The organism is Neorhizobium sp. PAMB6630 (assembly GCF_058242775.1).
Genome location: NZ_CM177836.1, coordinates 2759942 through 2778552 on the forward strand (window position 1 = coordinate 2759942; position 18611 = coordinate 2778552).

Here is an 18611-nt window from a genome sequence, read left to right on the forward strand (position 1 = left end):
ACTCGTCACACCCTGCAAAGGCACGGGCCGGCCGCGTTAGCTACTCTCTTCGAAGTGCCGTTGAACCTGTTGCCTCAAGGCAGCGATAGCATCCAGCGCAACAGCCAGATCCATATCCAGCGTCATCGCGGCATACTCTACCTCGCCCGGGTTCTGGCCGAGATGGTTGACAATGCCGCGCAGCTTGCGCCCGATGTCGGCGCCGTAAGCCGCCTCGGCTTTGACGCGCGCTACCGGCGGAATGTCCCCATGCACGCGGATGAGGCGCCCGAGATCCATCGCATCGCGATAGGCGACCGCCCGATCATAACAACGGTCGGCATTGGCCAGAAGCTTTTCTGTAAACATGTCATCAAACGACAGGGTCGGAACATACAGATGCGCGTGACGGCTGCCGGTCAGATCGATGCGCCCCTCGCGGACAATCTCGAACTTCAGCACCAGCCCCTGGTACTCAAGAAGAGCGCGGATCCCGTAGGTATCAGCGACCGGCTCGCGCAAAAACCGCGCTGTGGACGGAAACAGCGCTCCATCTTTTCCCTCGAGAAAGCAACTGCGCAATTGCCGGTAACCGTCACGGTCGGCACAGAGGAAATCGATATCGAGAGAGCGACGATACTCCCCATGCGTCAGCACAATGGCCGTGCCGCCACCGAACCAGCACCGGCATTCCATCAGGAGGTCATGGTCCAAACCTCGCAAAAGCGACGCGATGACCGTATGCTCGGGGCGTTGAAACTCTGTCACGGGCAACTTTCCGGCAAGCGCCGATGCAGGATGAGGATCAGATCAGCAGGCGGCCGTGGCCGAACTCAATCGCCAGTTCGCGGATGAGGCCGCTCTCCCTGTCGGTCAGCCGCTGGCGATCCACGAAACGCCAGTTCCTCTCGTAAAGCGAAAAAGCTTCGGCAGCGGGCAGCGGACGTTGCGGATCCCGGCTCCAAGCCAGGAGCTTCAGCTCGGGAAAATCGTCAGGGACAATATGCTGCAGGTCCTGTCTCATGGCACAAAGCCTATCATCGATGACGGGCAAAGTCAGCACCCTCTTGACATCCACCTCTTTCCAGCGCATCGATCCTTCCCATGATGATCGTACACGCACCCATCGCTGCCATGTATTTTTGGGCCTACCGGTAACCGGCGGCTCGACAGATCATTTTGTCAACAAGCCGCCGTCAGGCGGCTTTGTTGCATGAAACGGCACCTGACGGCACCAGATCAAACCTTCAAGGGATGCCGCACATGACCGAAGACAGTGAAATTTCCATCATCCGCGCCGATGTCGTTAATATACGCGCTGCAAAACCGCGCGACCTGCCGGAACTGAACGCCATGATCGCGGCTCTTGCCGCCCATCACGGCGATGCCGCCGCCATGACGTCGGAAACGCTGGAACGCGACCTATTCGGCCCCGTGCCGTGGATCCAGGCGCTGGTGGCCGATACCGGATCGGAACTGATCGGATACGCCATTCTCGTGCCGCTCTACCGCGCCCAGGAAGGCAAGCGCGGCATGGACCTGCACCATCTTTTCGTGCGCGATGGCCATCGCGGCCACGGTATCGGTCAGCATCTGGTCAATCGTGCCCGTGATTGCGCCCGTGCGCAGGGCTGCGATTACCTCTCCGTCTCGGCCGCCACCGGCAATTTTGCCGCGCATCGTTTTTACGAGCAGATGGATTTCACCGCCCGCCCGGTTACCGGCATGCGGTTCTTGCAGGCGCTTGCCTGACATTTGCCCATCCACTGCGGGAGAGACGACATGAAACGGCTTGCCATTGCACTCACGGACGATTTTGCCGATTGGGAATGCGCTTTGCTCATGGCATCGGCGCGCACCTATCTCGGCGTCGAGGTGATGACCGCAACGCCCGATGGTGCTCCGGTGCGCTCCATGGGTGGCCTGAAGGTCACGCCGGATCTCGCCTATGCAGCACTTGATGCAGAGGATTTCGATGCCCTGGTCATTTCCGGCGGCATGAGCTGGGAAAACGGGACGGCACCGGATTTTGCACCGCTTGCCCATCGGTTTCACGACGCGGGAAAACTCGTCGGCGGCATCTGTGCGGCGGCATCCGCCCTTGCCGCAACCGGCCTGCTGAACGACGTTGAGCATACGGGAAATGCGCTTGCCGCCCATCAGGCCTATCCGGCCTATACGGGGGCTGCCCGTTACCGGGATCAGCCGCAGGCTGTCTGCGATGGCCGGATCGTAACGGCGGCCGGCAGCGCGCCCTACAGCTTTACCGTCGAAATCCTGAAGGCGCTCGATCTGTGGACGCCGGAGGCGCAGATGGAGCTTTCGCAGTTTTCCGCCGAGCATCGTCAGGGCTGAAGCGACCGCCTCAGCCGCCCAGAACGCGGCAGGCCTTCACTGGCCCATCCGAAATTTCACCCGCCATGGCGCGACGGATATCGCGGCTGTTAAGGTGAAGGTTGCGGCCGGGGGCCAATTGAAGGCGCGCGATCTTGGCCATGGCCGCGGCTTCGAAATGCCGGCTTTCGCTGAGGAAAAGTTCAAGACAGGCCTGCGGGGAAAGGCTTTCTCCAGAAGACCGCAGGCAAAAGTGCGCGAAAGGCGAGCCGGTGGACAAGGCAGAGACTGCCCTGCCCCGGCACGCCAAACTGCAGGGCATCGAGATCATCGCGCCAGATGGCGGGGCGATCAGGATCGTTTTCGCTCACCGCGCCGCCTCGAAACGCTTCATCAGGAGCCCGCTCAGCGAACCGAGCAGCGCCCAGAACACAAGGCTCGTCAGCGTCGCTGCCACGATGAACTGGCGTTCCAGCCCAAGCGGGGCAAGCGCATGCTCGCCGTCTGGCGGCAGCGGTGCGCCGATGAGATGCGGTGCGGCAATCAGCGCAATGGCGGCGACAGCGGAAAACCCGTCACGACGAAACGCCAGCAGCGCGATACCGAGTGCGGTGGCAAAGGCCGTCGACAGCCACCAGATCTGGCGCGCGCCAAGATCGCCGGCGGGAGAACCCGGCAGTTCCGGCGGAAGCCCCACCATTGGCGCCAGCATGACAGAGGCAAAACCGGCCAGGCCGAAGAAAAGGCCCGTGCGCCAATCGATGGTTTTGGCAAGCCCGCCCTGGCTAGCGACAGACAGAAGCCCGCACAGCACCAGCGCATAACCGATGGCTGTCAGGATATTGGCGGCTGCCGTATAGGAGAGCCGTTCCAGCCCATCGGCCGGCGCCCATCCGTCTCCGTGGTCATGGCCTTCGTGATCATGGGCCTCCTGACCGTGACCATCGGCATGTTCATGCGGCGCCGTCCCGGCGGCATGGACGTGGGGGGCAGGGTTTTCTGTGGCGGGCGGCACGGCAACGGGTGCTGCTGCCGCTTGCGCGTGGTCATGGCCGGCGGCACCGGCGTTTTCATAGGTTTCGGCAGACAGAATGAGCGGCGTGGTGCCGACCATCTGCATCAGCGAGGCGGCAATACCGCTCACAATCCCCACCACAACGGCGGAGAAGACAATGGATCTGAACATGGAGATAACCTTTCCCGTGCGGGCAAAGCGCCTATGAACCGGACGATGTCCGGCAAGCGCGATACCCGATTTAAACGTGGCTGAACGACCTGATACTTTTCAGATGGAGCGCGCGTTAGTGGCAGGGAAAGGCGTTGGCGTGGCGCGTATCGTGGGCGGCGTTGTGTACGGCTTCCGCATGGGAAAAACCGACGAAGCCGACGATGAACAGGCCAAGTGCTACCGCAAAAACGGCCTGCAGCATGGATGTGGATTTCGCCGAAGTGCCGGCGGTGGATGTTTGGATCGACATGCAAAAACCCCTCGTTGCATATGCGTTGACGACAGGTGCGGCGGCAGGTCTCCTGGCTCGCGGGTCGCTGTTCAACAACCAGACCTTCCCGGTTTCCCAGTGGCCATAACAGTCGATGAACTCACCGCTCACAGTTGCGGGGGCAGCCACGAATGAGGCACTTCTCTCAATGCCCTATCGTGTTCCCTTTTCATCCCGACGGATCTTTCATCCGGCAGGAACCGTCACACGCTCTTCTTGTGGCCCGCCACCGGGGGCCTGTCAATACGCGTCGCAACCCTGGGGTTTCCTGGCTTTTGCGGATGTGTGGCGGCCATTGCCGTGGTCAATGCGAAGGAACCGCCTTCAGATAGGCAGCAATCGCCTCCAGATCGCTTTTGGGCAGGTGCGACAGGTTCTGTTGAACCTCCACCATGGAGCCGCCGGCGCTGTCGAATTCGGGGGTGAAGCCGGTTTCGAGATAATTGGCGATATCGCCCTCGCTCCAGCTGCCAATGGCCTTTCCGCCGGGGGTGATGTTGGGAATGCGCCCCTCGCCTTCCGGGTTCGGACCGCCTGCCAGCCACTGCCCGCTTTCAAAGCCGCCGAGCGCGTTGCGCGGGGTGTGGCATTCGCCGCAATGGCCGGGGCCCTCCACCAGATATTGCCCGCGCTTGACGGCATCGCTCGGGTTGTCGAGCGCGACGCGGGGTTCTGCACTGAAAAACAGCAGCTTCCAGCCGCCGAGCGTCACGCGTTGGTTGAAGGGGAAACCGAGTTCATGCGGCGGCGCAACATTGCGGCTTGCCGGCAGCGTCTTCAGGTAACCGAAGAGGTCGTTCACGTCCTCGCGCGTCATGCGCGCATAGGAACTGTAGGGGAAGGACGGATAAAGATGTTCACCCTTCGGGCCAACGCCCCGCGTCATCGCATCGCCAAACTGCGCCAGCGTCCAGCTGCCGATGCCAGCCTCTGGATCGGGTGAGATATTGGGGACGTGGAACGTGCCGAAAGCCGTTGGCAGCGCGCGACCGCCGGAGAGCACCTTCAGCTCCTCGCCCTTGGCATCCTTCGGCGCATGGCAACTGACGCAGCCGCCGGCCCAGAACAGGTGTTCGCCATTGGCCACGTCAGGCGCGCCGAGCCCTGCCCAATAATCGGCCGGATGCGGTGCGGGCCGCGTCAGCGCATAGGCTGCCGCGCCGCCCGCCACGACGGCAAAGACACCCGCCAGTGCGATTTTGGCCCATGTCGATGCCATGGCCGCTCCCCGTTCATGTTCTTAAAAACCCGAATGCCCAAAAAACCGCCGCACGACATGATGCCGGGCGGCGATCATAAAAGGCTGCGCTTAGCGCTTCAGACGATAGGCCTGGTGACAGGTGCCGCAATCGGCGCCCAGCGTCTGCATGGCCTGCCCCACGGCTGCCTGATCGGCGGGCATGGAGGCCAGAACCGTTTCGGCATCGGATGACAGTTTCATCGACTTCGCCTTGAAGTCATCCATGTTCTGCCAGATGGCCGGCGATGCCGCCGTTTCCATGCCCGTTTCGGAACCGGCCGGAAAATGGTTGGGGAAATCCTTGGCGGACGCGCTGATCGTGGAAAGCGCCGTCTTCACGGTGGCTGCATCATAAGGCTTCTGGCCCTTGGCAATCGCGCCAAGTTCACCCATCGAACCGCCGATCTTCTTCATCAGCGCCTTGCGCTCGGTTTGCGGCTCGCCGGCGGCAAACACCACGCCGGCGCCAAGACAGAGGGCCAGGACGGCCGTGGATACCCGTTTCAAATTCATGCTCATTCTCCCCTTGTCGCAGGCCATGGAGGCACCGCACGCTGATATGTCGGCGCCATGATTACATCGTATGCATTTGAGAGAAATGACATTTTTCTGCTCACACAGAGATGTGAACAGCTGCGGCAAAAGGCAGCGCAAGGCCTGTCGTGCCCGGGTGTTTCAGCCTATGCGGCCGATTGGCCGATGGCCTGCATCCCGGCGTTGATGGTGGCACCGGTAATGGTGGCGCGTGACAGATGCCGGCTTTCCTCGCGCCCATAACCGGTAATGGCAATGTGGTCGGCATGAACATCCACCACCGCAAAGGCGGTCTGCCGTTCGGTATCCACCATGCCGCGAAAATTGACGAACCAGCAGGAGCCGGCTCTTGCCACGCCGCCCGCATGATAATGCCCGCAGAGATAGGCAATCACCTGCGGCGAGGACGACAGCAGATCGGAAAGCGCGCCGCTATCCCAAAGATTATGATCGCCTGCTGGATAAAGCGGAAAGTGCCCCATGACGATGACCGGCCGGCCCGAAGCTTCCGCAGCCTTCAGCTCTCTGGCGATCCAGTTGAACTGGCGCTCAGAGATGCCGCCGTTCCACTCCATGGCATTGATCGCGCCCCTGCTGCGCAGTCCATCCAGCCGGGCCTTTGCCTTAGCATGCCGCGCGGGATCACCAGCCGTTGCAAACAGGCTTTCCTCGCCGCCATCGATGACAAGGAAACTGATGCCAGCGCGGGTAAAGGCATAATAGGGTGCGGGCATGCCGAGCCGATCGAATACCGCGCCAATCTTCTCCGGTGCGACGAGAAAATCATGGTTACCGGGCAGGAACAGGCATTCGTGGCGCGAGCGGCCAAAAATCTCGAGCGGCGCATCAAAGCTTGCAAAATCCCGGTCGATGAGGTCGCCGAGCGTCATCACGAAAGACAGATCCTCCCCCTCGAAGGTGGCGATCGCTTCGGCAAGCTTGCCAAGGCTGTTTCGAAAATGCCGGTCGAGAACCGTATTCGGCTCGAGATCGGCATATTGCGGGTCGGCGATCACGCCGAAGCGGAGGAGCGGCTGATTTGGCATGATTTTGCCAATAGCGGCATGGCGTGACAGGGGAATGACAGGGGTGGGCTGTGGACGGGCGGCGGCGGCGCGAATAGCAGTGGGTGGCGGACGGCAGCGCGAGTGGCCCCCTCATCCGCCTGCCGGCACCTTGTAACTTCCCAATAGCCGCATTTGGGTGTGTAATGCCCAATGCGGTGGCGGATGGGAGACCGACAAACCTTTGGGACACCAAGCCCGTGGGAGAGCAAGGGTCTTCGTCCGCCGTTCCATCGAACCCGAACAGTCGCCAGGACCGCTTGCGCAGGCAAAGTCCGTTTAGGCAAGGATGGGAAAAGATGGATATCGTTGTTGGGATCGATGTTTCGAAGGATCGTCTGGATATCGCCGTGGCGCCATCCGGTGTGACGTTTGCGGTGGAAAATACGCATGCGGGCGTCGAAGATCTGGTCTCGCGACTGCAATCGATCAAAGCCAATGCCGTTGCCATGGAAGCAACCGGCGGGTTTGAGATGCTGGCGGTGGCGGCGCTGTCTTCGGCGGGCTTTGCCGTCCTCGTGGTCAATCCGGCGCAGGTGCGTTCTTATGCCAATGCGATCGGCCGTCGCGCCAAGACAGATCCGATCGATGCGGCAGTGATTGCCGCTTTCGTGATTGCGACCAAGCCAGAGCTGAGACCGCTCAAAGACTTGGAAACCCAGGCTTTGTCGGCACTTGTGGCCCGCAGGCGGCAGATCGTCCAGATGATCGTGGCTGAGGAAAACCGGGCGCGCATGGTTCTGGCGAAAGAGGCCCAGAAGAGCATTACGCGGTTGCTGAAAGCCCTCAAGCGCGAGTTGGAAAGTCTCGACGCCGATCTCGATGAACATATCCGCAGGTCGCCGCTGTGGCGGGTGCGCGAGCAGCTACTGACATCGGTGCCGGGGGTGGGGGCCGCCACCGCTCGCACGCTGCTCGCCGAGATGCCGGAACTGGGCAGTCTCGATCGACGTCAGATCGCATCGCTTGCGGGTCTGGCACCCTTTACCCGACAATCGGGCACGTGGAAAGGCAAGAGCTTCATTGGCGGCGGCAGGGGCAAAGTGCGGGCCGTGCTGTTCATGGCAGCCCTCGTCGCCAGCCGGCACAACCCCGTGCTCAAAGCCTTTCGTGACCGTCTCGTCGCAGCCGGCAAACCCAAGATCGTCGCCATCGTCGCAACAATGCGCAAACTCCTCACCATGCTCAACGCCATCATCCGGGACCAAAAACCATGGCAAAACGCTTGACTGCAAAGACAGTCGCTCTCCCCGCGGGGGAGAAGGAAGAAGGAGGCACCGCCTTCACCAGTCTCTCGCCGCAAGACGAATTATGAGGCGGCACAACGCTGCGGCATCCCTCTTCTCCCCTCGGGGAGAAGGGACATGTGGCCAGCGCTTCGGTTCAATCTCCCTTCTCCCCTCGGGGAGAAGGTGGCGGCAGCCGGATGAGGGGGCGGCAACCGCCGACGCTTCGGCATAGTAGCCCCAAAGGCGGCAGCGACCGGAGCTGCCGGACACTCGCCCCCGGCCTAAAAACCACACGCGCCGCCGGACAACCACCCAAAACACAAAAACGCCCGGCGAAAAACCCGCCGGGCGTTCAACTTCAAACCTTTTCCGAGCAGCTTACTTTGAAGCGGCTTCGTACATTTCCAGCACGTAATCCCAGTTGATCAGGCTGTCGACGAAGGCTTCGAGATATTTTGGACGGGCGTTGCGGTAGTCGATGTAGTAGGAATGTTCCCACACGTCGACGCCGAGGATCGGGGCTGCGCCGTGAACCAGCGGGTTTTCGCCATTCGGGGTTTTGGAGATGACGAGCTTGCCGTCCTTGACCGAAAGCCAGGCCCAGCCGGAGCCGAACTGCGTGGTGCCGGCAGCGATGAAATCGGACTTGAACTTGTCGTAACCGCCGAGATCGCTGTCGATGGCAGCCTGCAGCTTGCCGGGCAGCTTGTTGCCGCCGCCGTCCTTCTTCATCCACTTCCAGAAATGGATGTGGTTGTAGTGCTGGGCAGCATTGTTGAAGAGGCCGGCATGGGTGCCGAACGACTTCTTGACGACTTCCTCGACCGACAGATCGCCAAAGCCTGCTTCAGCAGCCAGCTTGTTGCCGTTGTCGACATAGGCCTTGTGGTGCTTGTCGTGGTGATATTCGAGCGTTTCCGCCGACATGTAGGGGGAAAGCGAATCGTAGGCGTAGGGAAGTTCCGGAAGTTCAAAAGCCATGATCTTACTCCTTTTCGGCAAAACAGCGGTCTGAGTGGTGATCGGGAACATAGGTGCGCGCGCCACAAGAGGCAACGGGCCGGAGCGCAATTTTAAACGCGCTCGTGTGTCCTGTCGCTAACGTTTCAGATCGCGTTTGGTTTGCCCGGCGCATGCGATTTTTTGCGCGCGCCGGGTTTGGACGACGGGCGAAGGCCGCAAGACCCCGCCCCCTTGGCAAAGACAAAGTCAGGCCGCCGCGCGGGCCCAGTCCATATAAAGCTGCAGCGCCTTGCGGGCGACCGGGCCTTCCTGGAATTCCTGGCTTTCCAGCCGGTTGACCGGCACGATCTTGGAATAGTTGCCGGTGGTGAAAATCTCGTCGGCGGCCATGAAATCCTCGACCGTCAACGTGCATTCGCGCACCTCGACACCGGCTCCCCGCAACAGGTTGATGATACGCGAACGGGTGATGCCGGCCAGAAACGTGCCATTGGCAACCGGCGTCATCACCACGCCATCCTTGGCAAGGAAGATGTTGGAGGATGCGGTTTCGGCGACATTGCCGTTCATGTCACGCGCCAGCGCATTGTCGAAACCGCGGCCGCGCGCCTCGATGATCATGCGGCCGCTATTGGGATAAAGGCTACCGGTCTTGGCGCCGGTCATCGCCACTTCCGGGTTCGGGCGGCGATAAGGCGAAACGGTCAGCGAAGACGGCTTTGCCGTGTGCATCGGTGCCTCGAACAGGCAAAGTGCAAAACGGGTCGAATCCGGATCGGGTGCGACAACCGAATAAGGCAGACCGTGTTCGGCCCAATACATCGGCTTGATGTAGATCGCCGTCTTGCCGTCGAATTTCTTGACCCCTTCCAGCGCCAGCGCCTCGATGGCCTTGGCTTCCATGACGGGCGACATGCCCATGTTGGTGGCGGAGCGGTTGACGCGTTCGCAATGCATGTCGAGATCGGGAGACATGCCGTCGAACCAGCGGGCGCCGTCAAACACGGTCGAACCCAGCCACATCGCATGCGAGGTGGGGCCGATGAGCGGCGGATTGCCGGGCACCCAATCCCCATCGACAAAGGTGAAGGTGGCGCTGCGGGGGGTGGTATCGACAGGCATGGTATTCTCCTTGAACGCACGAATTTGGCCGGAATGAAGTCCCGCGCCGGCGGCAAGGTCAAGGATTTTTTAAAGGGGCAGAGAGGATCGAAAGAATATTGCTCACGAGCAGCCGGCAGCTATCCATGCCGTACGAGAGCAAGCAACGGCATAGATGAAATCATCACCGAAAGTGATGGCGCCTGGACCGCTCGCCCTCACGGCCGCTGCTGCGCCGGCGCCGGCAGAAGCGGCGCATCCTGCCGCGGCATCGTCGTATTCGAGTGGTTCTGCACCACGTCCCGTTCGATCAGCGGAATACAAAGGACGATGGCGATCAAGACCGCCAACCATACAATACACCAGGAAATCCTCATCAGCCCTCATGCTCTCTCATTGATGCCACCCTAGCCCCCTCATGCGGCATAAATTCGATGGCACCCTCGGAATTCCCGGAACAAAGCTGCCCCGATCCGCGTCTTTGGCACGAACCGCCGGTCTATTCACAGCAGCTTCGGAACACATCATGACATGCTTTCCCGCAAAGGGAACATCCGATCCGGCAGAGGCGAAAGCAATATTTGCCGCTCAGAGCCTTGTCGTGGAGAACCAAACCTGCTGGCGCATCGCGCATGCCGACAGGTTCTCGGTGATCGTTGATGCCGCCGATTTTTTCCGCCATGCCAAGGACATGATGATGCAGGCGCGCCGCTCCATCATGCTGATCGGCTGGGATTTTGATACGCGCATTCGCCTCGTGCCGGGCGAGGATACAAGCGAGCACCCGGACAAGCTCGGCCGCGTGTTCGAGCATCTGGCGCGAAAGAATCCGGACCTGCAGATCCGCATCCTCAAATGGGATGTCGGGCTTGTCCATTCGATCACGCGTGGTGAAACGCCGCTGCACATGCTGCGCTGGCTGTTTTCAAAACGTATCCACCTGAAGCTCGACCGCGCCCACCCTGCCCTTGCCGCCCATCATATGAAGCTCTTGATCATCGACGATACCGTCGCCTTCTGCGGTGGCATCGACATGACCGTCGGGCGCTGGGATACGCGGGATCATCGGCAAGAGCATCCGAACCGGCTGTCGCCCTATGGTCACGCCGAACCGCCATGGCATGATGCGACAAGCTGTTTTTCCGGCCCTGCCGCCAAGGCGCTGGGTGATCTTGCGCGCGAGCGCTGGCAGATGGCAACCGGCCAGATGCTGGAACCGGTTCCCATCAACGAGGGCCTCTGGCCCAAAGACCTGCCGGCCGATTTCGAGGGCATCGACATCGGCATTTCCCGCACGGCCCCGGAATATGCCGACCATGAGCAGGTGGTGGAAATCGAGACGGCCACGCTTGCCATTATCGCGGCGGCCCGGCGCACGCTTTATATTGAAAGCCAGTATTTTGCCTCGCGCCGCATCGCAGAAGCCATGGCAAAGCGGCTGCAGGAACCGGATGGCCCGGAAATCGTCATTATCAACCCGATGGGCGCCAGCGGCTGGCTGGAGGAAAAAACGATGGATACGGCCCGCGCCCGGCTGCTGAAGCTGGTCAGGAAGGCCGACCACAACAACCGGTTCCGCATTTTCTATCCGGTCAATCACGCCGGCAAGGAAATCTATGTTCATGCCAAGATCATGATTGCCGATGACCGCATCCTGAAGCTCGGCTCTGCCAATCTCAACAACCGCTCCATGGGTTATGACACCGAATGCGACATTCTGGTGGAAGCCCCCCGGAGCGGAAGTGACGAAAGCCTGACCCTTCTCACCCGTCGCAACGATCTTCTGGCAGAACATCTGGGACAGACCATCGAAACCATCGAGGAAACGCTGGAACGACATGGCGGATCTCTGGTGAAGACCATCGAAGCGCTCAATGCACCAGACGGCGGGCGGGGTCTGCGCCCCATCGAGGAGCGCGAAATGGGGATCGATGACGAGTGGGTGGCCGAATCCGATCTGGTCGATCCCGAGCGCCCGGCCGGGCTGCGTTACCGGACATCAGCCTTTCTGCGCAACCGTTTCGGCCGCCGGCTGTTTGGACGGCATAGCGAAAAGCCGATTGCCGACGCAAAAGACTAAACCCCTTTTCGCGCCGCAGCAGATTTTTGCCAAGGACAAGAGCCCAATGGACGCAAGGACGCGCGACGACAGGACAACACCCGCAGCCGTTTCAGGCCAGCATTCGGGTGGACAGCATTCGGGTGGACAGCATTCAGGAAGCCAGAACGCGGGGAACCAGCAATCCACGCGACAGGAACCGGAAAGCCTGACCGACGTGCTGGATGCCATCGCAAACCTTGCCGATGAGAAGGACACAGTCAGCATTCATGACGTGCGCGAACAAATCGGCGAGCGCAGTTTCGGGCCGTTCCTTCTGGTGCCGGCGCTGATCGAGATCAGCCCGATCGGCGGTATTCCCGGCCTGCCCACGGTGCTTGCCGTGGTCATCGGGCTGTTTGCCGTGCAGATCCTCATAGGTCGAAAACATCTCTGGTTGCCGCAATTTGCCGAACGCCGCACCATCGGCGCGCAAAAGCTGGGCAAGGCGATGGACACGCTGCGGCCGGTGGCGCGCTTTACCGACAGGCTGTTCAAGCCGCGGCTGACATGGCTGACGAAACCGCCATGGCTGCAGGGCATGGCAGCGCTTTGCATCGCGCTTTGCTTCACCGTGCCGCCGCTTGAACTGGTGCCCTTTGCGAGCACGGCCCCGATGGGGACGATTGCGCTTTTCGGCCTGTCGCTGACGGCCCGCGATGGCCTGATCGCCAGCATTGCTGCCGTCACATCGCTCGGCGCGATCTACCTCGTCTATACCGTGCTTGCCGGCGGGCTGATCGGCGGCTGAGGCCGCTTATGGCCCGACGCGACCGTGTTCGGCCAGAAAATCAAGAAGCGCGCGCACCCGCGACGGCAGCGGGCCACCCTGGCCGACATAAACCGCATAAAACGCCTCGCGATGACCGGGATCAAAATCTTCAAGCAGCGGCACGAGGCGGCCGGCGGTGATGTCATCGGCCACCGCAAAGGCACCCATACGGGCAATGCCGACGCCGGCAAGCGCCAGCTGGCGCATGCCCTCGCCATCGTTCACCTGCACGGCACCGGCTGGAACAATGGAAAAATCCTCGCCATCCACTTTGAAATTCCACTCGCGAATGCTGCGCGTATAGGAAAACCTGAGCAGCGAATGGTGGACAAGGTCTGCCGGATGGCGCGGCGTGCCGGATCGTTCCAGATAGGCCGGGGAGGCAACGACCCGAAGCGGCGTCTCGCCAAGCTTGCGCGCCACAAGGCTCGACGCCTTTAAGGGCCCGGTGCGCACGGCCACATCCGCATGATCGGCCAGAAGATCAATCACCGCATCGGTCTGGGCAATATCCAGCGTGACCCCCGGATAAAGCGCCAGAAATTGCGGCAGCAGGCGATTGAGCACATGGGTGCAATAGACCGAACTGCTGTTTAACCGGATACGCCCGACGGCCTCGACGGCAGCACCTGCCGCCCGCTCCGCATCCTCAATGCTGGCAAGAATGGCGGTGGCGCGATCGAAGAAATCGCGCCCCTCCGGCGTCAGGCGGAACTGGCGAGTGGAGCGGGACACAAGGCGGGCGCCGAGCCGCTTTTCCAGCCGCGTGACGAGCTTGCTCACCGCCGATGGTGTCATCGACAGGCGCCGGGCGGCGGCGGAAAAGCCTTGCGCCTCCACCACCGCCACAAACACTTCCATTTCGCCGGAACGGTTGATCTCGGATCGGGCCATGGTGAAACCATTTCACAACTGATGTTCTCAAGCGCAGCCTAGTTCACAGGCAGCGGGCCGTCTATCTCTTTGGCAGATCTTCGACACCGGCAATTTCTGCCAGCGCCTGCACCAAACCCTGTTCCACCTTTGGAAGACGCCCATGCCCCTTGCACTTTTTGCCCTGACGATCGCCGCCTATGCGATCGGCACCACCGAATTCGTCATCGTCGGCCTTTTGCCGACGGTTGCCTCCGATCTTGAAATCACCCTGCCGCTCGCCGGCATGATCGTGTCCATCTATGCGCTCGGCGTCACTTTTGGCGCGCCGGTGCTGACCGCGCTGTCTGGCCGTATTGCGCGAAAGCCGCTGCTGCTTGGCCTGATGGCGCTGTTCATCCTCGGCAATCTCGTGGCCGCCTTTGCCTCCGGTTACGGCATGCTGCTCGTCGGGCGTGTGCTGTCGGCCTTTGCCCATGGCGTATTCTTTTCCGTCGGTGCCACGATTGCCGCAGACCTTGTGCCGGAAAACCGCCGCGCCTCGGCCATTGCCCTGATGTTCATGGGGTTGACGGTTGCCATCGTCACCGGCGTTCCGCTGGGTACGCTCATTGGCCAGAATTTTGACTGGCGCGCGGCGTTTCTCGCCGTCTCCGGCCTCGGCGTCATCGCCTTCATCGGCATTCTGGCACTTTTGCCGTCAAAGCTGTCGAAGGCGGCACCGGCAAGCCTTGTCGAACAGCTGCGTGCACTCGGCTCCGGCCGGTTGCTGCTCGTTTATGCCATGACCGCCTTCGGTTACGGCGGCACATTCGTCACCTTCACCTATCTCGCCGTCATGCTGCAGGAGGTGACAGGATTTTCAGCGGGAAGTGTCAGCCTGGTGCTGGTGCTTTACGGGCTTGCCATCGCATTCGGCAACCTTGCCGGCGGGCGCATTGCCGACCGCAATCCGGTGAAGGCGCTGGCCGTTCTGTTTGCGCTTCAGGCGCTGGTTCTCGCCCTCTTCACCGTCACCGCTCCATACGCCGTGCCGGCGCTGGTAACGCTTTCCGCCCTTGGCTTCCTCTCCTTCGCCAGCGTGCCGGGCCTGCAGCTTTACGTGGTGCAGCTTGCCCGCCGACACCGCCCCGGCGCCGTCGACGTGGCCTCCGCCCTCAACATTGCCGCCTTCAATCTCGGCATTGCCGGTGGCGCGTGGATTGGCGGGCTGGTGGTTGCTTCGCCGCTCGGCCTTGGCGCCACGCCGCTGGTTGGCGCCGTGCTGGTCGCCATCGCCTGCGGTCTGACGCTTCTGAGCGGCGGGCTGGACCGTGCCACAGAGGCAGCAACGCCGGCCCGCGCCGCCTGACCTCTCGCTTTACCATTCCATCAACGAAGGATCCTGTCATGGAATACCGCAATCTCGGCAAATCCGGCCTGAAAGTGCCGGTCTTGAGTTTTGGCGCCGGCACGTTCGGCGGTTCCGGCCCGCTGTTCGGCGCCTGGGGCAGCACGGATGTGGAGGAGGCAAGCCGCCTCGTCGACATCTGCCTGGAGGCCGGCGTCACCCTGTTCGATACAGCTGACGTCTATTCCGACGGTGCCTCCGAAGAGGTGCTTGGCAAGGCGATCAAGGGCCGGCGGGACCGCGTGCTGGTCTCCACCAAGGCCGGCCTGCCGACAGGCTCCGGCCCCAATGACTGGGGTACCTCGCGCGCCCGCCTCATCGCAAGCGTCGATGCGGCGCTCACGCGGCTCGGCACCGACTATATCGATATTTTTCAGCTCCACGCACACGATGCCTCGACGCCGGTCGAGGAAGTTCTCGCAACGCTCGACCTCTTGGTGAAGGCGGGCAAGCTGCGCTATATCGGCGTCTCCAACTTTTCCGGCTGGCAGATCATGAAAGCGCTGGCGGCCGCCGAGCGCCACGGCTGGACGCGTTATGTGGCCCACCAGGTCTACTATTCGCTCGCCGGGCGCGATTACGAATGGGACCTGATGCCGCTGGGGCATGATCAGGGGCTTGGCGCTCTGGTCTGGAGCCCGCTTGCCTGGGGCCGCCTTACCGGAAAGATCGGCCGCGCCAAGCCGCTGCCTACAGGCAGCCGCCTGCATGAAACGGCGCAGTTCGGTCCGCCCGTCGAGGACGAATACCTCTACCGTGTCATCGATGCACTGGAGGACGTGGCGCTTGAGGTGGAAAAAACTGTGCCGCAGGTGGCGATCAACTGGCTGACGCAGCGGCCGACCGTCTCCTCCGTCATCATTGGGGCCCGCAACGAGGAACAGTTGCGCCAGAACCTCGGCTCAATCGACTGGCAGTTGACGGCAGAGCAGATCTCGAAACTCGATGCCGCAAGCGCGGTGACAGCGCCTTACCCGCATTTTCCCTATCGCCGGCAGGAAGGTTTTGCCCGCCTCGACCCGCCGCTTGCCGGCTGAGGCGGGTTGAACTGCGCCCATTCCAGCCCATCTACAAAAGACACCCTTCATGGCGCATGCGCGCCGATCCACAATCTCAAAGGGAGCATTTCATGCATTCAGTCACCGCCAATGGCGCCCAGATTCCAGCGCTCGGCTTTGGCACCTTCCGTATGCCCGGTGCCGATATCCTGCGCGTCCTGCCCAAGGCGCTCGACCTTGGTTTCCGCCATGTCGACACCGCCCAGATCTATGGCAACGAAGCGGAAGTGGGACAGGCGATTTCAGGCTCCGGCATTGCCCGCGCCGATATCTTTCTCACCACAAAGGTCTGGGTCGACAAGTTTGCCAAGGCCGATTTTTCAGCCTCCGTCGATGAGAGCCTGAAGAAACTGAAGACCGATTATGTCGACCTTCTGCTTCTGCACTGGCCGCAGAGCGACGTGCCGCTTGGCGAGCGGATGGACAGCCTGAACGCTGTCAAAAAGGCCGGCAAGGTCCGCAACATCGGCATTTCCAACTTCAACATCGCGATGATGGAGGAAGCGGCAAAGCTTTCGGACGCGCCAATTGCTACCAATCAGGTGGAATTCCACCCCTATCTCGACCAGTCAAAGCTGATTGAGGCAGCGCGGGCCAAGGGCATTTCGCTGACCGCCTATTACCTGATGGCCGATGGCAAGGTGCCGAACGATCCGCTGTTGAAGGAGATCGGCGCGCGTCATGGCAAGACGGCCGCCCAGGTGGTTCTGCGCTGGGCGGTGCAGCACGAGGACGTGATTGCGCTTTCCAAGACGGCAACGGAAAGCCGCCTTGCCGAAAACTACGACATCTTCGATTTTGAGCTGTCCGACGAGGAGATGGCGGCCATCAAGGGACTGGCACGGCCCGATGGCCGCATCGTCAACCCCGGCCATCTTCGCCCGCCGCACTGGGATTGATGGCTTCCTGGAAAAGTCTTCACGCGGCAGATGAACCGCGTGAAGGCATCTCAATGCAGGAACATGTAGGCGGCGTAAACGACGATCAGCACCGCAGCCACCACGCCTGAAATCAGCGACAGGCGTTTTTCGATGAAATGGCGCATCTCCTCGCCATAGGTATTGAGCAGCCAGGCCAGCGCGAAAAAGCGGGCGCCGCGCGCGACGATGGCTGACAGGATGAACAGGCCGAGATTGAAGTTTGCAACGCCGGAGAGGATCGTCACCACCTTGATCGGCGGCAGATGCGCAAGGCCTGATGTGACCAGCAGAATGAGAATGGTCTTCCAGTCCACCGAATGCGCCAGCCCCTCGAACGTATCGAGCTTGCCATAAAAGGTCAGCACCGGGCGGGCGATGGCCTCAAAGGCATAATGGCCGATGGTCCAGCCGAGAATGCCGCCAAGCACCGAGGCCACGGTGGCAATCGTTGCGTAAAAATACGCCCGGCGGGGGCGCGCCAGCACCATCGGCACGAAGAGCACATCGGCGGGCACCAGGAAAAAAGAGCTTTCGACAAAAGCGATGATGCCAAGCCACCAGGCGGCGGCTTTTCGCGCGGCAAGCGCCATGGTCCAGGCGTAGAGATTGCGAAGCATGCGGAAAACATCCTTTGGCATGTTCAAAAAATGCCGCAGCAGCGCTTGGGATCAATCAACCGGCGGCAGTTCGTCATCAAAACAGTGTGGCCACGGTTACCTCCCGCACCTGTCAGGCGCAAGACACCACGGTAAATACCGCTGGCATGGCCGGCCCCGGAACCCATTCTGCATGCCAAGCCAAGCAGACAATCACAGATGAAGAAAAGTCCCCTCCCAAACCCTCCCCACAAGGGGGAGGGCTTAACCCGGCCGCACCGTCTGATGCAGGAAGAGGGCGCTTGCCACGTCGGTTCTCCCCCCTTGTGGGGGGTCCGCGAAGGACGGGGCGAGACCCGTGGCTCGACCCCGGTCAGCCCGGCAGGGCAGAGAGGGTCTTATCTGAAATGCAATAACTCTACCCTTGTGGGGAGGGTTTGGGAGGGGACTTGTCTCATACGCCATTGCCCTGCCCCCAAAGGAGAGGACAAGCCGCCTCCCTCACCGGCTGCCGCTTTCAACCAGCATCGTCTTCAGCGTCGCAAGGCTGTCGCGAAGCTCATCCACCTGGGCACGCGTGCAGCCGGTGGCCTCACCGATCGCAGCCGTCACGCCGGCGGCGTCGCGTTGCAGCAGGCGGCCCTTTTCGGTGAGCATGATGATCACCTGCCGTTCGTCCTTTTCGGCGCGGGTGCGGGTCACGAGGCCGGCCTGTTCCAGCCGTTTCAGAAGCGGCGACAGCGTGCCGGAATCCAGATCCAGCGCCTCACCCAGCCCCTTCACCGGCTGGCCGTCCTTTTCCCAGAGGCTGATCATGACGAGATATTGCGGATAGGTCAGCCCCAACGGCTCCAGCAGCGGCTTGTAGGCGCGCGAAAAGGCATGCGATGCGCCGTAAAGGGCGAAACACAACATTTGCTGCAGGCGGATCTGCTCGCTGTTTTCGCTCACATCGCTCATT

23 protein-coding genes and 1 riboswitch are annotated in these 18611 nt (G+C 61.5%); of the genes, 8 read left to right on the forward strand and 15 right to left on the reverse strand.

The window, feature by feature from the left end:
* Window positions 1-36: 36 nt before the first annotated feature.
* Both AC4CWF_RS13245 and AC4CWF_RS13250 read right to left on the reverse strand, forming a co-directional pair.
* Window positions 37-747 (reverse strand): nucleotidyl transferase AbiEii/AbiGii toxin family protein, encoded by a 711-nt coding sequence (locus tag AC4CWF_RS13245; protein ID WP_491282113.1) that lies wholly within the window; start codon window positions 745-747, stop codon window positions 37-39.
* A gap of 37 nt (window positions 748-784) precedes the next feature.
* Window positions 785-1003 carry a hypothetical protein gene (locus tag AC4CWF_RS13250; RefSeq protein ID WP_491285397.1) on the reverse strand — a complete coding sequence of 73 codons (219 nt, stop codon included), beginning with the start codon at window positions 1001-1003 and terminating at the stop codon, window positions 785-787.
* Window positions 1004-1158: 155 nt separating this feature from the next.
* Between AC4CWF_RS13250 and AC4CWF_RS13255 the strand changes: the two genes are divergently transcribed.
* Both AC4CWF_RS13255 and AC4CWF_RS13260 read left to right on the forward strand, forming a co-directional pair.
* Entirely contained in the window at window positions 1159-1731 is a 573-nt protein-coding gene (locus AC4CWF_RS13255; protein ID WP_491282114.1) for a GNAT family N-acetyltransferase, read from the forward strand.
* Window positions 1732-1761: 30 nt separating this feature from the next.
* On the forward strand, window positions 1762-2334 hold the full coding sequence (locus tag AC4CWF_RS13260) for a type 1 glutamine amidotransferase family protein (protein ID WP_491282115.1): 573 nt from the start codon (window positions 1762-1764) through the stop codon (window positions 2332-2334).
* A 10-nt stretch (window positions 2335-2344) separates the two neighbouring features.
* Here AC4CWF_RS13260 and AC4CWF_RS13265 read toward each other — a convergent pair whose 3' ends face one another.
* The 7 genes from AC4CWF_RS13265 to AC4CWF_RS13295 all read right to left on the reverse strand — a co-directional run bounded on the left by AC4CWF_RS13265 (window position 2345) and on the right by AC4CWF_RS13295 (window position 6632).
* Window positions 2345-2476, reverse strand: a complete 132-nt coding sequence (locus AC4CWF_RS13265; protein ID WP_491282116.1) for a hypothetical protein — start codon at window positions 2474-2476, stop codon at window positions 2345-2347.
* A gap of 40 nt (window positions 2477-2516) precedes the next feature.
* Entirely contained in the window at window positions 2517-2684 is a 168-nt protein-coding gene (locus tag AC4CWF_RS13270) for a hypothetical protein (protein WP_491282117.1), read from the reverse strand.
* Complete coding sequence (locus tag AC4CWF_RS13275) at window positions 2681-3505, reverse strand: CbtA family protein (RefSeq protein WP_491285398.1); 825 nt, start codon at window positions 3503-3505, stop codon at window positions 2681-2683. The genes AC4CWF_RS13270 and AC4CWF_RS13275 overlap by 4 nt, the downstream gene beginning before the upstream one ends.
* A 109-nt stretch (window positions 3506-3614) precedes the next feature.
* On the reverse strand, window positions 3615-3791 hold the full coding sequence (locus AC4CWF_RS13280; RefSeq protein WP_491282118.1) for a CbtB domain-containing protein: 177 nt from the start codon (window positions 3789-3791) through the stop codon (window positions 3615-3617).
* 25 nt (window positions 3792-3816) lie between these two features.
* Window positions 3817-4032: riboswitch (cobalamin riboswitch) on the reverse strand.
* Window positions 4033-4116: 84 nt separating this feature from the next.
* Window positions 4117-5031, reverse strand: coding sequence for a c-type cytochrome (locus AC4CWF_RS13285; protein WP_491282119.1), 915 nt, complete (start codon window positions 5029-5031; stop codon window positions 4117-4119).
* A 90-nt stretch (window positions 5032-5121) separates the two neighbouring features.
* Entirely contained in the window at window positions 5122-5565 is a 444-nt protein-coding gene (locus AC4CWF_RS13290) for a c-type cytochrome (RefSeq protein ID WP_491282120.1), read from the reverse strand.
* A gap of 167 nt (window positions 5566-5732) precedes the next feature.
* Window positions 5733-6632 carry a metallophosphoesterase gene (locus AC4CWF_RS13295; RefSeq protein ID WP_491282121.1) on the reverse strand — a complete coding sequence of 300 codons (900 nt, stop codon included), beginning with the start codon at window positions 6630-6632 and terminating at the stop codon, window positions 5733-5735.
* A 317-nt stretch (window positions 6633-6949) separates the two neighbouring features.
* Here AC4CWF_RS13295 and AC4CWF_RS13300 point away from each other — a divergent pair, with 317 nt between their 5' ends.
* Window positions 6950-7879: an IS110 family RNA-guided transposase gene (locus AC4CWF_RS13300; protein ID WP_491282054.1), complete on the forward strand. Its 930-nt coding sequence runs from the start codon at window positions 6950-6952 to the stop codon at window positions 7877-7879.
* 378 nt (window positions 7880-8257) lie between these two features.
* Here AC4CWF_RS13300 and AC4CWF_RS13305 read toward each other — a convergent pair whose 3' ends face one another.
* The 3 genes from AC4CWF_RS13305 to AC4CWF_RS13315 form a co-directional block, all read right to left on the reverse strand.
* Entirely contained in the window at window positions 8258-8860 is a 603-nt protein-coding gene (locus AC4CWF_RS13305) for a superoxide dismutase (protein ID WP_491282122.1), read from the reverse strand.
* 228 nt (window positions 8861-9088) lie between these two features.
* The gene (locus AC4CWF_RS13310) at window positions 9089-9964 is read right to left on the reverse strand and encodes a branched-chain amino acid aminotransferase (RefSeq protein WP_491282123.1); all 876 of its coding nucleotides are present in this window, start codon (window positions 9962-9964) and stop codon (window positions 9089-9091) included.
* A 197-nt stretch (window positions 9965-10161) separates the two neighbouring features.
* Entirely contained in the window at window positions 10162-10284 is a 123-nt protein-coding gene (locus AC4CWF_RS13315) for a hypothetical protein (RefSeq protein WP_491282124.1), read from the reverse strand.
* Window positions 10285-10469: 185 nt separating this feature from the next.
* On the opposite strand from AC4CWF_RS13315, the gene AC4CWF_RS13320 reads away from it, so the two are divergent.
* Together AC4CWF_RS13320 and AC4CWF_RS13325 are read left to right on the forward strand one after the other, a co-directional pair.
* A complete protein-coding gene (locus tag AC4CWF_RS13320; protein ID WP_491282125.1) occupies window positions 10470-12023 on the forward strand; it encodes a phospholipase D-like domain-containing protein in 1554 nt (517 codons plus the stop codon).
* A gap of 46 nt (window positions 12024-12069) precedes the next feature.
* A complete protein-coding gene (locus tag AC4CWF_RS13325) occupies window positions 12070-12792 on the forward strand; it encodes an exopolysaccharide biosynthesis protein (RefSeq protein WP_491282126.1) in 723 nt (240 codons plus the stop codon).
* A 6-nt stretch (window positions 12793-12798) separates the two neighbouring features.
* On the opposite strand, the gene AC4CWF_RS13330 is transcribed toward AC4CWF_RS13325, so the two are convergent.
* Window positions 12799-13707 carry a LysR family transcriptional regulator gene (locus tag AC4CWF_RS13330; protein WP_491282127.1) on the reverse strand — a complete coding sequence of 303 codons (909 nt, stop codon included), beginning with the start codon at window positions 13705-13707 and terminating at the stop codon, window positions 12799-12801.
* A gap of 142 nt (window positions 13708-13849) precedes the next feature.
* On the opposite strand from AC4CWF_RS13330, the gene AC4CWF_RS13335 reads away from it, so the two are divergent.
* The 3 genes from AC4CWF_RS13335 (at window position 13850) to AC4CWF_RS13345 (ending at window position 17033) form a co-directional block, all read left to right on the forward strand.
* Window positions 13850-15037, forward strand: coding sequence for an MFS transporter (locus AC4CWF_RS13335; protein WP_491282128.1), 1188 nt, complete (start codon window positions 13850-13852; stop codon window positions 15035-15037).
* Window positions 15038-15075: 38 nt separating this feature from the next.
* Window positions 15076-16113, forward strand: coding sequence for an aldo/keto reductase (locus AC4CWF_RS13340; RefSeq protein WP_491282129.1), 1038 nt, complete (start codon window positions 15076-15078; stop codon window positions 16111-16113).
* A 92-nt stretch (window positions 16114-16205) separates the two neighbouring features.
* Window positions 16206-17033, forward strand: coding sequence for an aldo/keto reductase (locus AC4CWF_RS13345; RefSeq protein ID WP_491282130.1), 828 nt, complete (start codon window positions 16206-16208; stop codon window positions 17031-17033).
* A gap of 50 nt (window positions 17034-17083) precedes the next feature.
* Here AC4CWF_RS13345 and AC4CWF_RS13350 read toward each other — a convergent pair whose 3' ends face one another.
* Both AC4CWF_RS13350 and AC4CWF_RS13355 read right to left on the reverse strand, forming a co-directional pair.
* On the reverse strand, window positions 17084-17671 hold the full coding sequence (locus AC4CWF_RS13350; protein ID WP_491282131.1) for a YqaA family protein: 588 nt from the start codon (window positions 17669-17671) through the stop codon (window positions 17084-17086).
* Window positions 17672-18151: 480 nt separating this feature from the next.
* Window positions 18152-18610: a MarR family winged helix-turn-helix transcriptional regulator gene (locus tag AC4CWF_RS13355; protein WP_491282132.1), complete on the reverse strand. Its 459-nt coding sequence runs from the start codon at window positions 18608-18610 to the stop codon at window positions 18152-18154.
* Window position 18611: the final 1 nt, after the last annotated feature.

What these genes read in the sequence shown, in the direction of transcription:
- AC4CWF_RS13250 (WP_491285397.1), bottom strand. Translation starts at nt 1,003, where the DNA reads ATGAGACAGGACCTGCAGCATATTGTCCCTGACGATTTTCCCGAGCTG.
- AC4CWF_RS13260 (WP_491282115.1), top strand. Translation starts at nt 1,762, where the DNA reads ATGAAACGGCTTGCCATTGCACTCACGGACGATTTTGCCGATTGGGAA.
- AC4CWF_RS13265 (WP_491282116.1), bottom strand. Translation starts at nt 2,476, where the DNA reads ATGGCCAAGATCGCGCGCCTTCAATTGGCCCCCGGCCGCAACCTTCAC.
- AC4CWF_RS13280 (WP_491282118.1), bottom strand. Translation starts at nt 3,791, where the DNA reads ATGTCGATCCAAACATCCACCGCCGGCACTTCGGCGAAATCCACATCC.
- AC4CWF_RS13285 (WP_491282119.1), bottom strand. Translation starts at nt 5,031, where the DNA reads ATGGCATCGACATGGGCCAAAATCGCACTGGCGGGTGTCTTTGCCGTC.
- AC4CWF_RS13290 (WP_491282120.1), bottom strand. Translation starts at nt 5,565, where the DNA reads ATGAATTTGAAACGGGTATCCACGGCCGTCCTGGCCCTCTGTCTTGGC.
- AC4CWF_RS13295 (WP_491282121.1), bottom strand. Translation starts at nt 6,632, where the DNA reads ATGCCAAATCAGCCGCTCCTCCGCTTCGGCGTGATCGCCGACCCGCAA.
- AC4CWF_RS13300 (WP_491282054.1), top strand. Translation starts at nt 6,950, where the DNA reads ATGGATATCGTTGTTGGGATCGATGTTTCGAAGGATCGTCTGGATATC.
- AC4CWF_RS13305 (WP_491282122.1), bottom strand. Translation starts at nt 8,860, where the DNA reads ATGGCTTTTGAACTTCCGGAACTTCCCTACGCCTACGATTCGCTTTCC.
- AC4CWF_RS13310 (WP_491282123.1), bottom strand. Translation starts at nt 9,964, where the DNA reads ATGCCTGTCGATACCACCCCCCGCAGCGCCACCTTCACCTTTGTCGAT.
- AC4CWF_RS13320 (WP_491282125.1), top strand. Translation starts at nt 10,470, where the DNA reads ATGACATGCTTTCCCGCAAAGGGAACATCCGATCCGGCAGAGGCGAAA.
- AC4CWF_RS13325 (WP_491282126.1), top strand. Translation starts at nt 12,070, where the DNA reads ATGGACGCAAGGACGCGCGACGACAGGACAACACCCGCAGCCGTTTCA.
- AC4CWF_RS13330 (WP_491282127.1), bottom strand. Translation starts at nt 13,707, where the DNA reads ATGGCCCGATCCGAGATCAACCGTTCCGGCGAAATGGAAGTGTTTGTG.
- AC4CWF_RS13335 (WP_491282128.1), top strand. Translation starts at nt 13,850, where the DNA reads ATGCCCCTTGCACTTTTTGCCCTGACGATCGCCGCCTATGCGATCGGC.
- AC4CWF_RS13340 (WP_491282129.1), top strand. Translation starts at nt 15,076, where the DNA reads ATGGAATACCGCAATCTCGGCAAATCCGGCCTGAAAGTGCCGGTCTTG.
- AC4CWF_RS13345 (WP_491282130.1), top strand. Translation starts at nt 16,206, where the DNA reads ATGCATTCAGTCACCGCCAATGGCGCCCAGATTCCAGCGCTCGGCTTT.
- AC4CWF_RS13350 (WP_491282131.1), bottom strand. Translation starts at nt 17,671, where the DNA reads ATGCTTCGCAATCTCTACGCCTGGACCATGGCGCTTGCCGCGCGAAAA.
- AC4CWF_RS13355 (WP_491282132.1), bottom strand. Translation starts at nt 18,610, where the DNA reads ATGAGCGATGTGAGCGAAAACAGCGAGCAGATCCGCCTGCAGCAAATG.